Annotated in this window: 16 protein-coding genes; all 16 read left to right on the forward strand. The window is 39.1% G+C overall.

Annotated features, from left to right (window positions below):
• Position 1: 1 nt before the first annotated feature.
• The 16 genes from CDOM15925_RS00700 (at position 2) to ftsH (ending at position 17,456) form a co-directional block, all read left to right on the forward strand.
• Positions 2-1,063 carry a glycosyltransferase gene (locus CDOM15925_RS00700; RefSeq protein WP_169940085.1) on the forward strand — a complete coding sequence of 354 codons (1,062 nt, stop codon included), beginning with the start codon at positions 2-4 and terminating at the stop codon, positions 1,061-1,063.
• 56 nt (positions 1,064-1,119) lie between these two features.
• Entirely contained in the window at positions 1,120-2,049 is a 930-nt protein-coding gene (locus CDOM15925_RS00705; RefSeq protein ID WP_169940087.1) for a glycosyltransferase family 2 protein, read from the forward strand.
• On the forward strand, positions 2,046-3,089 hold the full coding sequence (locus CDOM15925_RS00710; protein WP_169940089.1) for a glycosyltransferase: 1,044 nt from the start codon (positions 2,046-2,048) through the stop codon (positions 3,087-3,089). Before CDOM15925_RS00705 ends, CDOM15925_RS00710 begins: the two co-directional genes overlap by 4 nt.
• Complete coding sequence (pglJ, locus tag CDOM15925_RS00715; protein ID WP_169940091.1) at positions 3,086-4,213, forward strand: N-acetylgalactosamine-N,N'-diacetylbacillosaminyl-diphospho-undecaprenol 4-alpha-N-acetylgalactosaminyltransferase; 1,128 nt, start codon at positions 3,086-3,088, stop codon at positions 4,211-4,213. The genes CDOM15925_RS00710 and pglJ overlap by 4 nt, the downstream gene beginning before the upstream one ends.
• Positions 4,203-6,557, forward strand: coding sequence for an STT3 domain-containing protein (locus CDOM15925_RS00720; protein ID WP_169940093.1), 2,355 nt, complete (start codon positions 4,203-4,205; stop codon positions 6,555-6,557). Before pglJ ends, CDOM15925_RS00720 begins: the two co-directional genes overlap by 11 nt.
• Before the next feature lie 244 nt (positions 6,558-6,801).
• Entirely contained in the window at positions 6,802-7,917 is a 1,116-nt protein-coding gene (locus tag CDOM15925_RS00725; protein ID WP_169940095.1) for a glycosyltransferase family 4 protein, read from the forward strand.
• A complete protein-coding gene (locus CDOM15925_RS00730; RefSeq protein ID WP_169940097.1) occupies positions 7,910-8,515 on the forward strand; it encodes a sugar transferase in 606 nt (201 codons plus the stop codon). Before CDOM15925_RS00725 ends, CDOM15925_RS00730 begins: the two co-directional genes overlap by 8 nt.
• Positions 8,502-9,107, forward strand: coding sequence for an acetyltransferase (locus CDOM15925_RS00735; RefSeq protein WP_169940099.1), 606 nt, complete (start codon positions 8,502-8,504; stop codon positions 9,105-9,107). The genes CDOM15925_RS00730 and CDOM15925_RS00735 overlap by 14 nt, the downstream gene beginning before the upstream one ends.
• Positions 9,108-9,118: 11 nt before the next feature.
• Positions 9,119-10,207 (forward strand): UDP-N-acetylbacillosamine transaminase, encoded by a 1,089-nt coding sequence (gene pglE / locus CDOM15925_RS00740; RefSeq protein WP_169940101.1) that lies wholly within the window; start codon positions 9,119-9,121, stop codon positions 10,205-10,207.
• Positions 10,207-11,982, forward strand: coding sequence for a nucleoside-diphosphate sugar epimerase/dehydratase (locus tag CDOM15925_RS00745; protein WP_169940103.1), 1,776 nt, complete (start codon positions 10,207-10,209; stop codon positions 11,980-11,982). Before pglE ends, CDOM15925_RS00745 begins: the two co-directional genes overlap by 1 nt.
• 2 nt (positions 11,983-11,984) lie before the next feature.
• Entirely contained in the window at positions 11,985-12,884 is a 900-nt protein-coding gene (locus CDOM15925_RS00750; RefSeq protein ID WP_169940104.1) for a PDC sensor domain-containing protein, read from the forward strand.
• A complete protein-coding gene (gene hisH / locus CDOM15925_RS00755) occupies positions 12,881-13,501 on the forward strand; it encodes an imidazole glycerol phosphate synthase subunit HisH (RefSeq protein ID WP_169940105.1) in 621 nt (206 codons plus the stop codon). The genes CDOM15925_RS00750 and hisH overlap by 4 nt, the downstream gene beginning before the upstream one ends.
• A complete protein-coding gene (gene hisA, locus CDOM15925_RS00760; protein WP_169940106.1) occupies positions 13,501-14,211 on the forward strand; it encodes a 1-(5-phosphoribosyl)-5-[(5-phosphoribosylamino)methylideneamino]imidazole-4-carboxamide isomerase in 711 nt (236 codons plus the stop codon). The genes hisH and hisA overlap by 1 nt, the downstream gene beginning before the upstream one ends.
• Positions 14,212-14,275: 64 nt before the next feature.
• A complete protein-coding gene (locus CDOM15925_RS00765) occupies positions 14,276-14,641 on the forward strand; it encodes a chemotaxis response regulator CheY (RefSeq protein ID WP_169940107.1) in 366 nt (121 codons plus the stop codon).
• Positions 14,641-15,477 carry a 50S ribosomal protein L11 methyltransferase gene (locus CDOM15925_RS00770; protein ID WP_169940108.1) on the forward strand — a complete coding sequence of 279 codons (837 nt, stop codon included), beginning with the start codon at positions 14,641-14,643 and terminating at the stop codon, positions 15,475-15,477. Before CDOM15925_RS00765 ends, CDOM15925_RS00770 begins: the two co-directional genes overlap by 1 nt.
• Before the next feature lie 14 nt (positions 15,478-15,491).
• A complete protein-coding gene (gene ftsH / locus CDOM15925_RS00775; protein ID WP_169940109.1) occupies positions 15,492-17,456 on the forward strand; it encodes an ATP-dependent zinc metalloprotease FtsH in 1,965 nt (654 codons plus the stop codon).

A 17,456-nucleotide genomic window follows, 5' to 3' on the forward strand; every position in this document is an offset into this window, starting at 1 on the left:
AATGAGAGTTTTGTTTGTGATATCGACTATGCAAGCGGGCGGTGCCGAGCGGGTTATGGCGATATTGTCCGGATATTTTGCAAATTTTCATGATGTTACCTTGCTTAAATTTGACTCAAAACCTTCTTTTTACGATATCGACAAGCGAGTTAAGCTTATAGATCTTCCTTATCCTATGCTTAAGAAGGGATTTTTTACCAATTTTGTTAGGCGGATTAAGAAGTTTTTTTACCAAAGAAAACTCATTAAAGATGGAAATTTCGATCTTGTGATATCTTTTATGGATAGCACGAATATAAATGTAATACTATCGAATATCTTTATAAACAAGCCGCTTTTTATAAGCGAGCATTCAAGTTCAAGCTTTCTTAAACCTAAGCTTTGGGTGTGGTTAAGACGCCTTCTTTATCCTTATGCAACAGGCCTTACGGTGCTTACTAAGAGCGATTTTGACTACTATAAATTCGTAAAAAATAAAACAGTTATGTATAACCCTATGTTTGAAGCCAGTAAAAAGGGTTTGCCTAAAGAAAATATAATACTTTTTGTAGGTAGGTTAGTGGCTCTTAAGGGCTGTGACGTCTTTTTAAAATCAATTAGTTTAATAGATAAAGAAATTTTAAAGGATTACCGAATCGTTATAGCCGGATCGGGCGATGAAAAACAGCGCCTTGATCTTATAGCTCACGATCTACATATAGATGTCGAATTTGTCGGTCAAACCGAAGATATAGCTTCGCTTTACGAGCGTTCTAAGATCATTGTTTCAAGCTCTAAAACGGAAGGGCTTCCTAATGTTTTGATAGAAAGCATATTTTTTGACTGCGCTAGAATTGCAACCGCAACAACAGGAGCTAGTGAGCTTATAGAAGATGGCGTGGATGGCTTTTTGGTTCCGATTGATGACACTAAAGCGCTTAGCGAAAAGATAGAAATTCTTGTAAATGACGATGCGTTAAGAGAAAAATTCGTAAAAAATGCAAACCTTAAAGCCGATAGCTTTAAGATAGAGCAAATTTACAAAAAATGGATGGAATTTATAGGCGACTCCGTTAAAATATAAAAAATTTATATTAATTAAAATTTGATATACTCAGTTATATTTTGAGACGGAGATTTATGAACAAAAATTTAAAAGTTAGCATAATCATACCCACTTATAATCGTAAAAATTTATTTGAGTTAGCCCTAAAAAGCGCTTTAGCACAAGGTTATGAAAATAAAGAGATAGTGATTACCGATGATAACTCAAATGACGGCACAAGCGAGCTTGCTAAAGAGTATGAGGCTAAATTCGAGTGCGTAAAATACTTCACAAATCAAACTTACGAGCGCGGACCAAACGGCAATAAAAACAACGGTTTTGACAAATCAACTGGCGATGCTTTCGTGATACTTGATGATGATGATTTGTTGCTTGAAGGCGCGATATCCAAGATGGTAAGCGTGCTAAATTTGGGCTATCATAGCGTTTGGGCGAATTGCTATTATGAGATTAACGGCGAAAAAACAGAGAAATTTTCAGGCTTTGGGCTTGAAAAAAGCCAAGAGATAAATAAGCAAGACTATTATGACGGCAAGATAAGAGGCGAATTTTTAGTTATGTTTAGACGCGAAGCCATCGGCGATAGACGCTTTGAAAAGGGTCTATACGGTAGTGAAAATACACTTTGGATATATCTTTTTGATTTTCCTGCATATTATCTTCATGAAGCCGTTAGAATTTACAGGTTTCAAAGAGATGATAGTGTTACGACAAACGCACTTAAGCGACCGCTTAGTATTATGAAAGGCTACGCTCTTATGGCTGATTTGCTTATAAAAAAAGCCCCTCAAACAGATCCTAATCGCATAGCTATCTTGTATAAAACCGCTGCTTACTATGCAAAGATGGGCGGTGAGTATAAAAAAATGTATCAATTTATATTTAAAAGTATTCGCGCAAAACCGACTAAAGAAGCGCTTGTGATGCTTGCTTTAAGCCCATTTCCTCGCTCTTTGATTATATCGCTTAGTAAATTTAGACTTTGGCTGAAGGGCTCTGCTTGAAAGGCACTAGAATTTGTTTGGTGATTTATATAAATATGCTTGGAGGCAGCATAAAAGTAGCGCGTGCGGTCTATGACGCACTTGTTGATGAAGGTTTTGAAGTAAGCGTATTAAGCGTACTTAAAAGTGATCAAGAGGGATTTTTTGACGATGTTGAAATGACAAATTTAAACCTTGAAACGAGCGGTTTTTTGCGCAATTCGTTTTTAGAGTTTAAGAAATTTTTTGCAAAAAATAAATTCGATCTAATTATCAGCTTTGCGGGCTTTGGAGCCTATCCTTTGGCGTTTGCCAAAGCAAATTCAAAGCTCATCATTTCAGAGCATGGAAATCATACGAATCACAAAAATTTACTAAGCAAAACCCTTGTAAATTTAGCTTATAAAAAGGCTGATTTTATAACGTTTCTAACGAAATTCGATTATGATTTTTACGCTCTTAAACACTCAGCCATCATCAAAAATCCGTTTTTTATGACAAGCGACGGGGGCAAAAAGATAACAAAAGAAAATATCATCCTTTTTCCTTCAAATTTAAGTTCAAACAAGCGTCTTGAATTTCTTATAAACGCGTTTGCTTTAATACCGCCTAGCAGGCGAAACGGCTATAAAATAGTAGTTTGCGGAGCAGGAAATATACAAAAATATCAAAATTTAGCCGATGAAAAAAGCGTTAGCATAGAGTTTGCAGGCGCGGTTAAGGATATAGAAAATTTCTACCAAAGAGCCAAGATAGTAGCTCTTACAAGCCTTAGCGAGGGGCTTTCAAATATCTTAATAGAAGCTATATTTTTTGATTGTGCGAGAATTTCGGTTGATTGTATATGCGGTCCAAGCGAGCTTATTAAAGACGGGTTTGACGGATTTTTATGCGGGTTAAACGACGAGACGGAATTTGCTAAAAAGCTTGAAATTTTGATAAATGACGAGAAGAAGGCGCAAGAATTTATCATAAACGCAAGAGCTAGAAAGGACGAATTTAAGCTTGAAAATTTTCGCCGAAGTTGGCTTAAAATCGTTAATGACGTGTTAAAACAATGAAAAAGCTTGCGATTTTTCTTTATTCGATGGGTTCGGGAGGAGCCGAGCGAGTTGTCTCAAATTTATTGCCCGAGCTTGTAAAGAGCTATGAAATTCATCTAATCTTAATGAGTGAAGTTATAGCCTATGATATACCAAGTGAAGTAAAAATCCACTTCATAGAGCGCTCAGATCCTTATGAGGGTGGAATTTTAAAGCTTTTTAGGCTATTTTTCGCTTTGCCGCAGCTAGCCTTTAAATACAAAAAACTTTGCGAAAATTTAAGGATAGATACTCACTTCGTGCTGATGAACCGCCCCTGTTATATCGCTTTGATGGCTAGAGTTTTGGGGCTTAAAGGCAGGATGGTTATAAGCGAGCGAAGCTCTCCTTCGGTTATTTATGGTAGCGGAATTAGCGGATTTGCCAATAAAATTTTGCTAAAGGCACTTTACAACAAAGCCGATTTAATCCTTGCAAATGCACAGGGAAATGCGCAAGATCTTATAGAGAATTTTGGCTGCGATGCAAAAAAGACAAGGGTGCTATACAATGCACTTGATTTAGACCTTATTAAAAAGCTTGCAAATGAGCCTTTTGATAGCGATTTTAAGCCGTTTTTCTTAAATATCGGCAGGCTTGATAGCGGTAAAAACCAAGCTATGCTAATAAGAATAATTGCAAATTTAAACGACGAACGAGCGACACTTGGAATTTTAGGCAAAGGAAATTTAAAAACCGAGCTTGAAAGCCTTATAAACGAGCTTGGCTTGCAAGATCGCGTAAAGCTTCTTGGAGTAAGCAAAAATCCGTTTAGATTTATCAAAAATTCGCAATGCTTCCTTTGCGCTTCACGTTTTGAAGGATTTTCAAACGTGCTTCTTGAAGCTTTGGCGTGTGAGAAATTTATCATCTCAACCGATCATAAAAGCGGCGCTAGAGAGCTTTTGGGCGATGATGAATTTGGTGTTTTGGTAGGTGTGGATGATGAAAAAGCCATGCAAAAAGCGATGAAAAAAGCTTTAGATGATGAAAATTTGAGAAAAACTTATGAAAAAAAAGCGTATAATCGCATTAAAAATTTTGACAAGACTGCTATAGCTAAGCAGCTTATAGAGCACTTAGAGGGTATTGATGGGCAATAAATTTATAGACGGTTTTAAAAATATTCAGTTTTCAAAGCAGACGTTTTTCCTGATCGCGGTCGCATTTGCTTTTAGCGTATTTTGCAGGATGTATTGGGTGTATTGGGCAAGTGCCTATGAGCCGTTTTTTTGGAACGATCAGCTTATGATAAGCACTAACGACGGCTATGCTTTTGCCGAAGGTGCAAGGGATATGATGGCCGGATTTCATCAGCCTAATGACCTTAGCTACTACGGACGCTCGCTATCATCGCTTACTTATGTGCTGGCTAGCTTTTTGCCGTTTAAATTTGAGACGATAATCCTTTATATGAGTGTGTTTTTTAGCTCGCTTATCGTTGTTCCCGTGATCTTGATAGCGCGCGAATACGGCATGCTAAAGGTCGGCTTTGTAGCGGCACTTCTTGCAAGTATCGCAAATAGCTACTACAACCGAACTATGGCAGGGTATTATGATACGGATATGCTTGTTATCGTGCTTGCGGTGTTTGTGCTTTGGTCGATGGTGCGTCTAGTTGAGAGCAAGCAGCGATCAAACCTCATATATATCCCTGTTTTTATTTTGATTTATAACTGGTGGTACCCCAGCTCTTTTTCGTTAAATTCGGCGATGATAGGTCTGTTTTTGATCTATACTTTGATATTTGATCGGACAAATAAGCTAAATTACGAAGCGCTTATTTTTATGATTATAGCACTTACAAATATCGATTACGTGCCTAAATTTAGCATTATTATCGCACTTTATGCGGCGATTTATTTTAAGCCTGAAATTTGGAATAAAAAGACAATCGCTATCCTAGCGGCTTGTGCGGTTGCCCTATTTGCGGCTTGCGGCGGGCTTAAGCCTATCATTTTTCAGCTTAAATTTTATATCTTTAGAGATGTGGCCGAAAGCACGGGGCTTACATTTCATTACTACAACGTAAATCAAACCATAAGAGAGTCAAGTATAGTGCCTTTTGACACCTTTGCGCAGCGTATCAGCGGGCATGTGATTACATTTATCGTAGCTTTTATCGGTACCGTGCTTATGGCTTTTAAATTCCGTTCGTTTTTGCTTGCTGCGCCTATGCTTTTGCTAGGATTTTTAGCGGTTAAAGGAGGTCTTAGATTTACTGTTTATGCCGTTCCTGTTATGGCGCTTGGATTTGGGTATATCTTAAATTTGAGTATAAATTCTTTAAAAGACGGCAAGCATTTTAAGAAATTTTGTATCGCCGCTTTGGCTGTTTTTATCGCTACTTTGTGCCTTTATTTTGATAGATTTTACGGCGCTATCAATGAAAGTTTGCCGGTATTTGGGCAAAATTTAGCCCTTGTTATGCCTGCAAGCGAGGTTAAGATCGGCTCTTATCTTATCTTTGCGCTTGTTTTTGCGTTTGCTTGCGGCATTAGTTACCTAATCATAAACTCCGTAAAATCAAATAGAATTTTAAGTAGGCTTGCTTTAATCAGCATTACACTGGTTGCGCTTGCACCATGTGTTTGGCACATATACGGATACAAGGTCTCAACCGTTTTTGTTCAAAAAGAGGTTGAAAGCGTAAGCAAGCTGGGACAAATCGCAGGCAGAGAGGATTATACGCTTGCTTGGTGGGACTATGGATATCCGATTCGTTATTATGCCGATACCAAGACGCTAATTGACGGCGGTAAGCATCTTGGAAGGGATAACTTCGCCGTTAGTTTCGCTCTTGGAGAGCCTCAGAGGGCTTCTGCAAATATGGCTCGTCTTGAGGTTGAGTACACGGAGCGAAAATTTAGCGAGAAATTCGGCTCAAATTTAGCTCAAATGATGAAAGAATATAATTTTACCGATGTGAATTTATTTTTAAACTCATTAAACGATAAGGAATTTAAGCTACCAAACAAGACGCGAGATATATATTATTATCTTCCCGATGCTATGATACATATATTTCCGGTGGCGCTTCAGTTTTCACGTCTTGATCTAAGTAGCGGCAAGAAGTATGAAGACCTACTCTTTCATATAGGAAGACCTTATTCGCTGAGTAAAGACAGGATAGATATCGGTAACGGCTTTAGCATATCAAATGACGCTACTACGCTTAGCTTTGTGGGCGAAAAGATACCTATGAACACATACTATGAAACAAGCTATAACGAAAAAGAAGAGCTTGTAGTAAAGAAATTTGAGCGTGATAAAGACGGTAAAATTTATGTAGTTTATATGAAAGATTACGGGCGATTTTTAGTGCTTGACAAGCAGAGTTTAGACTCGACCTACGTGCAGCTTTTTGTCTTTGAAAATTACGATAAAGAGTTGTTTGAGCCTGTGCTTTTAAACGGAGCGGTAAAAATTTATAAACTGTTAAAGTAGTTGATGTATCGTATCTAAAATTTAAAAAGTGAAATTTGATGATGAAATTTAGGCATTTTAGTAGATTTTGCTTGAGCTATCTTGCGGGCTGTTTTATCTTAAAGAAAGCTATGAGTCATGGCTAAAATAGGCTTTTTATCTCAAGCTGATATGAGCAAACAAAGCAAAGATACAAATTATCTTTGCGACTTTGCGAACCACTTTGCGCGAATATCGGCGAGAATTTTAAATAAAGTTGCTTTTTATGGCTAGAATAGGCTTTTTGTCTCACGCCGATATGAGCATTTACTTCTTCCGCTCGCCTATCATGAGGGCTTTACAAAATTTAGGACATGAGGTTTTTGCGATCTGTCCTAAGGGTGAATTCTCAACTCGCCTTGAAAGCGAGTTTAACTGCGTTTATTACGAGCTTGATAGAGCCAGCCTAAACCCGTTTGTAGTATTTAAAAACACTGAAAAATTAAGTGAAATTCTTCGTTCTTTAAATTTAGACCTCCTTCAAACTTCAGCTCACAAATCAAACGTATTTGGAACGTTTGCAGCTAAAAAAGCGGGCATAAAGCGAGTAATAAATCTTGTCGAAGGACTTGGAAGCTTTTACATAGACGATGACATAAAGACAAGACTTTTTAGAAAAAGTATCGAGTTGCTTTATAAAAAAGCTCTTAAGCTAAGCGATGCTTGTATCTTCGTAAATGAAGCCGATCCGAGATATTTTTTAAGCCAAAATTTGATAGATAAAGATAAGGTTATAAAGATAAAAAGTGTCGGAGTCGATACGGCAAAATTTGATGAAAATTTGTATCAAAGCATTGATTTTGGCGGCAAAAAAGTAGTTTTGATGATAGCTAGAGCCATGTGGCATAAAGGCGTGCGCGAATTTTACGAAGCGGCTGAAATTTTAAAAGACAGAAAGGATGCTTTGTTCGTCTTTGTCGGAGAGGGCTTTGACGGCAACAAAAGCACTGCAAATTTAGAGTTCTTAAAGGGCGGAAGCGTAAAGTATCTTGGAGCAAGAGATGATGTGGCTAGGCTTCTAAAATCATCTTATATCTTAGCTCTTCCAAGCTATAAAGAGGGCTTTCCAAGAACGGTATTAGAGGCTATGAGTATGAGCAGAGCGGTTGTGGCAAGTGATGTTAGCGGGTGCAATGAGGCTATCATAGACGGGGTAAACGGACTTCTTTGCGAAGTTAAAAATTCCGGCGATCTAGCTAAAAAGATAGAAATTTTGCTTGATGACGAGAGTTTAACTAAAAGGCTCGGGCAAAGTGGCAGGGATATGGCGGTTAGGGAGTTTGACGAAAAAGAGATAGCTAAAAAATACATTGAAGTTTATAGGAAATTTATAGATGTATAGGGCGTGTTTTAAAAGATTTTTAGACATTTTGGGCTCAGTTTTTTTGATAACTTTAACATTTCCCATTATGCTTGCAACGGGAATTTTTATATATTTTAAGATTAGTAAAGATGTGATTTTTACTCAGGCTCGCCCGGGACTAAATGCTAAAATTTTTAAGATTTATAAGTTTAAAACGATGAGCGATAAAAGAGATGAGAGCGGAGAGCTTTTAAGCGATGAGTTAAGGCTTAATAAATTCGGCAAAATGATAAGAAGCTTTAGCCTAGACGAGCTTCCGCAGCTTTTTAATGTGCTAAAAGGCGATATGAGCTTTATCGGTCCTAGGCCACTTCTTATAGAGTATCTGCCACTTTACAGTGTAGAGCAAGCTAAAAGACATGATGTGCGCCCCGGTATAACAGGCCTTGCGCAGATTAACGGCAGAAACGCCATAAGCTGGGAGCAAAAATTTAGATACGACGTAGAATATGTGCGAAATTTAAGCCTTATGCTAGATGCTAAAATCGCACTTTTAACAATAAAAAAAGTTCTTAAAAGAAACGATATAAACAAAGCCGGAGAGGCTACGACGGTGAAATTTGATGGAACCAACTGAGATTTATATATACGGATGTGGCGGCCATGCTGCGGTTATCGCAGATATCGCGGCAGAGTGCGGGTATGAGAAGGTTATATTTCTTGATGATGCAAAATTTAACGGCGTAAATATACTTAAATTTAGCCCTGAGTTAAAAAAAGCCGACATCATTATAGGAGTAGGTGATAATAAAGCACGCAAAAATTTGCAAAATTTAGTCTGTGAAGCGGGATTTAACGTAGTTAGCCTCATTCATCCAAGCGCGGTTATAAGCACGAGTGCAAAAATTTGTCGTGGAGTGGTTGTTATGCCAAATGCCGTTATAAACGCACGCGCAGTGATCAAGCAAGGTGCTATCATAAATAGCGCTTCGGTTATCGAGCATGATTGCGTAATCGGCGAGTTTGCGCACATCAGCCCAAACGTAGCGCTTGCAGGCGGCGTAGAGGTAGGTAATCTTACGCATGTTGGTATAGGCTCTTGCGTGATTCAGGGCATTAAGATCGGTGCGAATTCCGTAATAGGCGCAGGAAGCGTTGTGGTAAGGGATATAACAAATAATGTTTTAGCTTATGGAAATCCCGCCAGAATTAGCAAAAACTTAGATTAAGGCAGTTAATTATGAAGCGAGTTTTTTTAAGTCCGCCACATATGAGTGGAAACGAGCAAAAGTATATAGATGAGGTTTTTAAGAGCAATTACATCGCTCCGCTTGGCGAATTTGTGGATAAATTTGAAGCAAGCGTCAAGGAGTATGCAAGCGTAAGTAGTGCGCTAGCTCTTAGCTCGGCGACTGCGGGGCTTCATCTGGCGCTTAGGGTGCTTGGCGTAGCTCAGGGCGATTTCGTGCTTGCTTCAAGCTTTACATTTATGGCTTCGGTTTCACCGATTTTATATCAGGGTGCGACACCCGTTTTTATAGATAGCGATGAGAGCTGGAATTTAAGCCCAGAGCTACTTAAAAAGGCGATTTTGAATTTGCCTAAAAAGCCAAAAGCCCTAGTTCTTACACATCTTTATGGTCAGGCTGCCAAGATGGATGAAATTTGTGAAATTTGTAAAAATGAAAACATTGCTTTAGTAGAAGATGCGGCAGAAGCTCTTGGGGGATTTTATAAGGATAAAGCGCTTGGAAGTTTTGGCGAGCTTGGAGTTTATAGCTTTAACGGCAACAAGATCATAACAACTTCAGGCGGCGGTATGCTTGTAGGAGATGATGAGCCGGTTAAAAAGGCTAGGTTTTACTCGACTCAGGCTAGAGAACCATTTTTGCATTACGAGCATGAGGACTACGGATATAACTACCGCTTAAGTAACGTTTTGGGCGCTATCGGTGTGGCTCAAATGGAGGTTTTAGAAAGCAGAGTGCTTAAAAAGCGAGAAATTTTCGCTCGCTATCAAGAGGCTTTAAGCGAGCTTGAGTTCATGCCCGAACTTGAAAATTCAAGAGGCAACAGATGGCTAACGACCGCTCTTTTTAAAGAAAAGGGCACTCATTTAAAAGTTATACAAGCTCTTAGTAAAGAGGGTATAGAGAGCCGTCCGCTATGGAAGCCTATGCATATGCAGCCCGTGTTTAAAGGAGCTCTTAGCTTTATAAACTCAGTTAGTGAAGATATGTTTGAAAGAGGAATTTGCCTGCCAAGTGGTACTGCTATGAGCGAAGATGAATTTGAGCGAGTAGTAAAGATAGTAAGGAAAAATTTATAATGTTTAAAGCAACCAAGCTAAAAAGGCTGATATTTTTCTTAAGCTTTGATATTGCGATATTTGTGGGAAGTTTTTATGCGGCGTATCTGCTTAGATTTAGTGGCGTGATACCTGAATTTTTTAAAACAAGCCTGTATATCGCGATGGTTACCGTTGTCTTGCTTAAGCTGTTTTTTATGTGGCTTTTTAAAATTTACAAAGTGCCTTGGAGATTTTTCGGACTTAATGAAGCTAGGAAAATTTTCCTTGTGCATATCTGCACGATTTTGGTGTTTTTCGCTCTGTTTTTTAGCTTTTATGATCTTTTTGATCCTTTCCCAAGAAGCGTAGTTTTAATCGATGCTATCGTATCTTGCTTGCTTGTTGGGAGCTTAAGAATTTCAAAGCGGATGTTTCTTGACTTTTCCAAAAAAGACGACACAAGCAAGCCTTGTATCGTAATAGGCGCTACTTCAAAGGCGTTGCACGTATTAAAAGGACTTAGGCAAGGATATGCCGATCTTTACGCTACCAGTGTAGTTGACGGCAGAAGCGAGCTTGTGGGGACTTATTGCGACGGATTTTTGGTGCAGCCAAAGAGTAAAATTTCAAGTTTAATAAAAGAATACAACGTAAAAACGGCTATTATCGCCCTTGCCTTGCCTCAAGAAGAGCTAAAAGAGCTCTTTGACGAGCTTACCGAGTATGGAATTCGCGATATTAAAATTTTCTCTCTTTTTGGAAATGAGCCTATTAAAAATATCTCTATTGAAGACTTGCTTGCAAGGAAGCCAAAGGATTTAGACGAGAAAGCCGTAAGGGAATTTTTAGAAGGCAAGGTTGTGCTTGTAACGGGTGCGGGCGGAAGTATAGGAAGCGAGATTTGCAAGCAGTGTCTGAAATTTGGCGTTAAAAAGCTTATAATGCTTGATCATAGCGAATATAACCTCTATCAAATAGGCGAGACGACAAACAGCGATAAAACCCTAAGCAAGATGATAAATATCACAAATTTTGATGAGCTTAAGCCGGTTTTTAGCGAATTTAAACCGGAAATCGTAATCCACGCGGCAGCCTATAAGCATGTGCCTCTTTGCGAACAAAATCCAAAATCAGCTGTTGAAAACAATATCTTGGGCACAAAATTCGTAGTTGATCTATCGCTTGAATTTGGCGTTAAAAAAGTGGTTATCATCTCATCTGATAAAGCCGTTCGCCCGACAAACATCATGGGCGCAACGAAGCGAGTTTGTGAGCTATACGCTCTAAATTCAAATTCGCCAGATAAAACCGAGATCGTTTGCGTGCGGTTTGGAAACGTGCTTGGAAGTAGCGGTAGCGTCATACCGAAATTTAAAGAGTTAATCGCGGCAAATCAGCCGTTAAAGGTTACTCATCCTGATATAACTCGATATTTCATGCTTACTTCAGAAGCCTGCCAGCTTGTCCTTCAAGCAGCCTCGATAGCCGAAGGAGGAGAGCTCTTTGTGCTTGATATGGGCGAGCCCGTTAAGATAGTCGATCTTGCTAAAAAGATGTTGCTTCTTTCAAACAAAGAGCACTTAGGTATCGAATTTGTAGGGCTTAGACCGGGCGAGAAGTTATATGAGGAGCTGCTGATAAACGAGGCTGACGCAAGGACGAAATTTGAGTCGATTTTTGTAACTAAATCTCAAATTTATGATTTAACTAAGCTAAATAACGATATAAAAGAGCTTTTAAATTGCGCTGATATAGCGGGCAAGCTAAAAGAGATCGTGCCCGAGTTTAATCACGCGCTAAATACGAAAGGATAGAGTTGGTTATAAAGGACATTCAGAGGTTTTCGGACATTAGATACAAGGCAAGAGCGTATTTGTGCTATCTTTTTAGCAGAAATTTGCCAAACAAACTGCCCGGCGTTAGCTTGGAGGCTATAAACAAAGGCTTTGATAAGATAGCTCACGAGATAGAGGAATTTGACGCGTTTTACGTGCTTGATGAAAACGGCATTCAGCTTGAAAACTCAATCAGCCTAAACCCAAGCTACATAGAGGGCAAGGGCGGAGATAGAAGTAATAAGGCTTATTATTATAGAGCCGTTCGCGAAAAGCGTTGCGTGCTAACGGATCCGTATCCTTCTACGCTTACTAACGAGCTTTGCGTAACGGCTTCAACACCGATATATGATGATAAAAACGAGCTTAAATTCGTAGCCTGCATAGATATTTCGCTTGAAAAAATTCTAAATTTGGCAAGTCCCGGTGCGGTTGAGAGCTATTTCGGTAAATTTTTAAAAGTTGTTTATACCGCTTTTGCGATTGCGCTTTTTATGGTGGCTTCGTTTTTGTTTTATTACGGAGTGGAGAGCTTTTTATCAAAGAGCTTTATGCTGATAAATGTCGAGGAGATGTTTGAATCAACTATCGTTTTAACGCTTGCTTTAGCGATATTTGATCTGGTTAAGGCGATCTTTGAAGAAGAGGTGCTTGGCAAGGGCGGGCAAAATGACGATACGGGCATGTATAAGACAATGGTTAGGTTTATCGGATCTATCATCATCGCGCTTGCCATAGAGGCGCTTATGCTAGTCTTTAAATACGCCATAACCGCGCCTGATCACATCATCAACGCTATTTACTTAATAGGCGGCGTTGCTATGCTTATGATAGCGCTGAGCGTCTATCTTGCCGTTGTTAGGCAAAAGAGCGTTCAATGAGCTCAAATATCTGTATCATTGACTATGGAGCAGGAAATTTACAAAGCGTTGTAAATGCTTTTAAATTCGTAGGCTTTGAGGCTAAATTAGTAAAAAGTGCCGATGAATTGGCTAAATTTGATAAGGCTGTTTTACCGGGAGTCGGGGCGTTTGCCTTAGCGATGAATAGACTAAAAGAGCTTAATATGGATGAGGCGATAAGAGAATTTGCCAAAAGCGGCAAGCCGTTTTTGGGAATTTGCCTTGGCATGCAGCTTTTATTTGATGAGAGCGATGAATTTGGCGTTAGCAAGGGACTTGAGCTCATAAGCGGGAGAGTTAAGAAATTTAATGAGGCGGAATTTAAAACTCCTCTTAAGATCCCTCATATCGGATGGAACGGTTTAAATTTCACTCGTCAAACTGCTTTAAATGCTAATTTAGGCGCAAGCGAGTATCTTTACTTCGTGCATAGCTATCACGTGGTTTGCGAGCCGAAATTCGCTCTTGCAAAAAGTGAATACGGATATGAGTTTATAAGTGCGGTTTGCGCGGATAATATTTACGGATTTCAGCCTCATCCTGAAAAAAGCAGCGACGCGGGGCTTAAAATTTTACGAAATTTCGGGAGGTTGTGATGGAAATTTTTCCTGCTATCGATCTAAAAGAGGGCAAGGCGGTAAGACTTAGCAAGGGAGATATGGCAACTGCTAAAATTTACTCCAATAACCCTGAAGAGCTTGCGAAAGAATTTGAAAATTTGGGTGCAAAATGGCTTCATGTGGTTGATCTAGACGGTGCTTTTGCCGGAGAAGCGATAAACCTAAAAACAGTTGAAAAGATAGCTAGTGCTACGAATTTAAAGATCCAGCTAGGTGGAGGAATCCGCACAAAAGAGCGTATAAAAAGCTATCTTGACAGCGGAATTTCAAGAGTGATTTTAGGCTCAATCGCACTTAAAAATCCAAATTTCGTAAAAGAAGTGGCTAAAATTTACCCGGTAGCAATAGGCATAGACGCATTAAACGGCTATGTGGCGACTGAGGGCTGGGCTGACGTGTCAAATATGAAAGCGACCGATCTTGCGCGTGAATTTGCAGGAGCGGGAGCCGAAGCGATAATTTGCACCGATATCAGCAAAGACGGAATGCTTGAGGGCGTAAATGTAAAATTTACAAAAGAGATGGCCCTTGCTAGCGGCATAGATACGATAGCAAGTGGAGGCGTTAAGGATTTAAATGATATAACCGCACTTAAAGAGACGGGAGGAATCTACGGCGTGATAATAGGCAAGGCTTATTATGAAGGAAGGATTGATCTAAAAGAGGCTTTCAGGCTTGCAAGATAACGTTTAAAGTTTATTTAAACAAAAATTTTGATAAAATGGGGCAAATTTAAAAAAGGATGTTATTGTGAAAATTTTGGTAGTAGATGATAGTTCTACAATGAGAAGAATTATAAAAAATACCCTTCAAAGGCTCGGACACGCTGATATTTTAGAGGCTGAGCACGGAGTTGAAGCTTGGCAAATTCTTGGTCAAAATGATGATATAGCAATACTTATAACAGATTGGAACATGCCTGAAATGAACGGGCTTGAACTTGTAAAAAAAGTGCGTGCAGAGCAAAAATATGTCGATATGCCTATAATCATGGTTACGACAGAAGGCGGTAAAGCGGAGGTTATAACAGCTCTAAAAGCGGGCGTAAATAACTATATCGTTAAGCCTTTTACGCCGCAGGTATTAAAAGAGAAGCTTGAAGACGTTCTTGGCTAATGCAAAATTCCGCTTTAAAAGATAAATTTTACGAACTTACCGTAGTTTCAAAAAGCTCTTGCGAGCTTTTGCGTGATCTTGTTTTTTTGTTTGGTATAACTTGTATTGAAGAGATTAAAGACGGCTTTATAATTCGCGATGAAAACGAGCTTGATGAGATAGAATTCGGTTTAAAGGAATTTGCTAAAAAGCTTGAAGAGTTAGGACATAATGTTGATCTTGAGATAAATTTACAAACAAAAGAGAACAAAGACTGGATAAACGAATACAAAAGAAACATTAAGCCTATTTTAATAGATAAAATTTATATACATCCAAGCTGGGAAGAGCCAAAAGACGGTTTTACTAATATCATAATCGATCCGGCTCTTGCCTTTGGCTCGGGACATCACGAGAGTACTAATGCGTGCGTGGGATTTTTACAAAAATATGCCAAAAGCGACATGAAAGCTATAGACGTGGGATGTGGAAGCGGGATATTAAGCATAGTTATGACAAAGCTTGGATGCGTAGTTGATGCTTGCGATACGGATGAGCAAGCCGTAGATAGTTCAAGACAAAACGCCGATCTTAACGGCGTTAAGATAAATAAAATTTGGACCGGTTCTATATCGAATTTGGATGAAAAGTATGACGTGGTAGTTGCAAATATAATAGCCGACGTTATTTTAATATTAAAAAATGATTTGATAAAATTACTTCAAAATGGCTCTTATCTTATTTTAGCGGGTGTGCTTGATAAGTATAAAGAGCGAATTTTAGATGCTTTCTTGTCGCTTAAGCTTGTTGAGAGCAAGAGCGAAAACGAGTGGAGCAGCTTTGTATTTCAAAAATAGTTTTAAGGGACATAATGAATAATAAAAGATTTAATGACGATAGAAATTTAAACAATAACAATGGCGGAAATAATTTTTTCAATAAAAATCCGATTTTTATTTTTGCCATTTTTGCAATTGTTATAATTTTGGTTTTTAGAAGTTTTACCGATGGTATGGATATGGGTACGAGCTCTCTTGGAGGAGCTGCAACGACGAAAAACGTATCGTATTCTGATCTTAAAGAGATGATAAAAAACAAGCAGGTATCTCAAGTAGGAATTGCTGAAACTTCTATTAAGGCTGTGGCTAACATGGGTGACGGCAAAGCCGTTTATATAGCAAAAAGAGTAAGCGATCCTACCTTGGTTCCTCTTCTTGAGGAAAATAAAATTCCTTACGGCGCATATAGCGAGACGAATTGGTTTAGCGAACTACTGTTTTCTTGGGTGCTTCCGATATTTATATTCTTTGGAATTTGGATGTTTCTTGCAAGCAGAATGCAAAAAAATATGGGCGGAGGCATACTTGGAATGGGAAGCTCCAAAAAGCTTGTAAATTCCGAAAAACCAAAGGTTAAATTTACCGACGTCGCAGGTGTTGAGGAAGCAAAAGACGAGGTTAAGGAGATTGTTGATTTCTTAAAGCATCCCGATAGATATATAAATTTAGGAGCTAAAATTCCAAAAGGCGTGCTTTTGGTTGGACCTCCAGGCACCGGTAAAACTCTTTTGGCAAAAGCGGTTGCAGGAGAGGCTGATGTGCCGTTTTTCTCGGTATCAGGATCTAGTTTTATAGAGATGTTTGTGGGTGTTGGCGCAAGTCGCGTTAGGGATCTTTTTGAAAATGCTAAAAAAGAAGCGCCTGCAATAGTTTTCATAGACGAGATAGACGCTATAGGCAAAAGTCGTGCGGCAAGCGGAATGATAGGCGGAAACGATGAGAGAGAACAGACTCTAAACCAGCTTTTAGCCGAAATGGACGGCTTTAGCTCGGATGCTTCGCCTGTTATAGTTTTAGCTGCGACAAACCGCCCCGAGGTGCTTGATGCTGCACTTTTAAGGCCTGGAAGATTTGATAGGCAAGTGCTTGTAGATAAACCTGATTTTAAGGGTAGAATTGATATTTTACGCGTTCATATGAAGGATATTAAGCTTGATTCAAAAGCCGATATCGAAGAGATCGCTCGTATGACGGCAGGTCTTGCGGGAGCGGATCTAGCAAATATCATAAATGAAGCCGCACTTCTAGCGGGAAGAAAAGAGAAAAATTACGTAGAGCAAAAAGATCTGGTTGAAGCCGTAGAAAGAGCCATAGCCGGACTTGAGAAGAAATCAAGACGTATAAATCCAAAGGAAAAGCGTATAGTTGCGTATCACGAAAGCGGGCATGCACTGATTTCAGAGACCACTAAAGGTGCCGATAAAGTAACAAAAGTTTCTATCATACCTCGAGGACTTGCCGCTCTTGGGTACACTCTAAATACTCCTGAAGAGAATAAATTTATGATGCAGCGTCATGAGTTAATCGCTCGTGTCGATGTGCTTTTAGCGGGCAGGGCGGCCGAAGAGGTGTTTATAAAAGAAATTTCAACCGGTGCGGGAAATGACCTAGAAAGAGCAACCGATATACTAAAAGCTATGGTTTCGATGTACGGCATGAGCGAAGTTGCGGGCCTTATGGTGCTTGAAAAACAAAGAAATACTTTCTTAACCGGCGGCCAGAGCATAAAAGATTATAGCGATAAGATGGCTGAAAAAGTAGATGAATTCGTTAAGAGCACTCTTGAAAACAGATACAAAGAGGTTCTTGATACTCTTAGGCTTTATGAAGGTGCGATAGAAAAGATGGTTGAAGCGCTTTATGAGGAAGAGACCATTGAGGGTGCTAGGGTTAGATCTATTATAGAAGAGTATGAGAAGGAAAAAGGCTTGCCTACTCGTCTTATAAATTTACAAGAGACCAAAGAGGAAGAGCATAAGGCAAATTCCAAAGAATAG

This window comes from Campylobacter sp. RM15925 (assembly GCF_012978775.1).
Lineage (GTDB): Bacteria > Campylobacterota > Campylobacteria > Campylobacterales > Campylobacteraceae > Campylobacter_A > Campylobacter_A canis.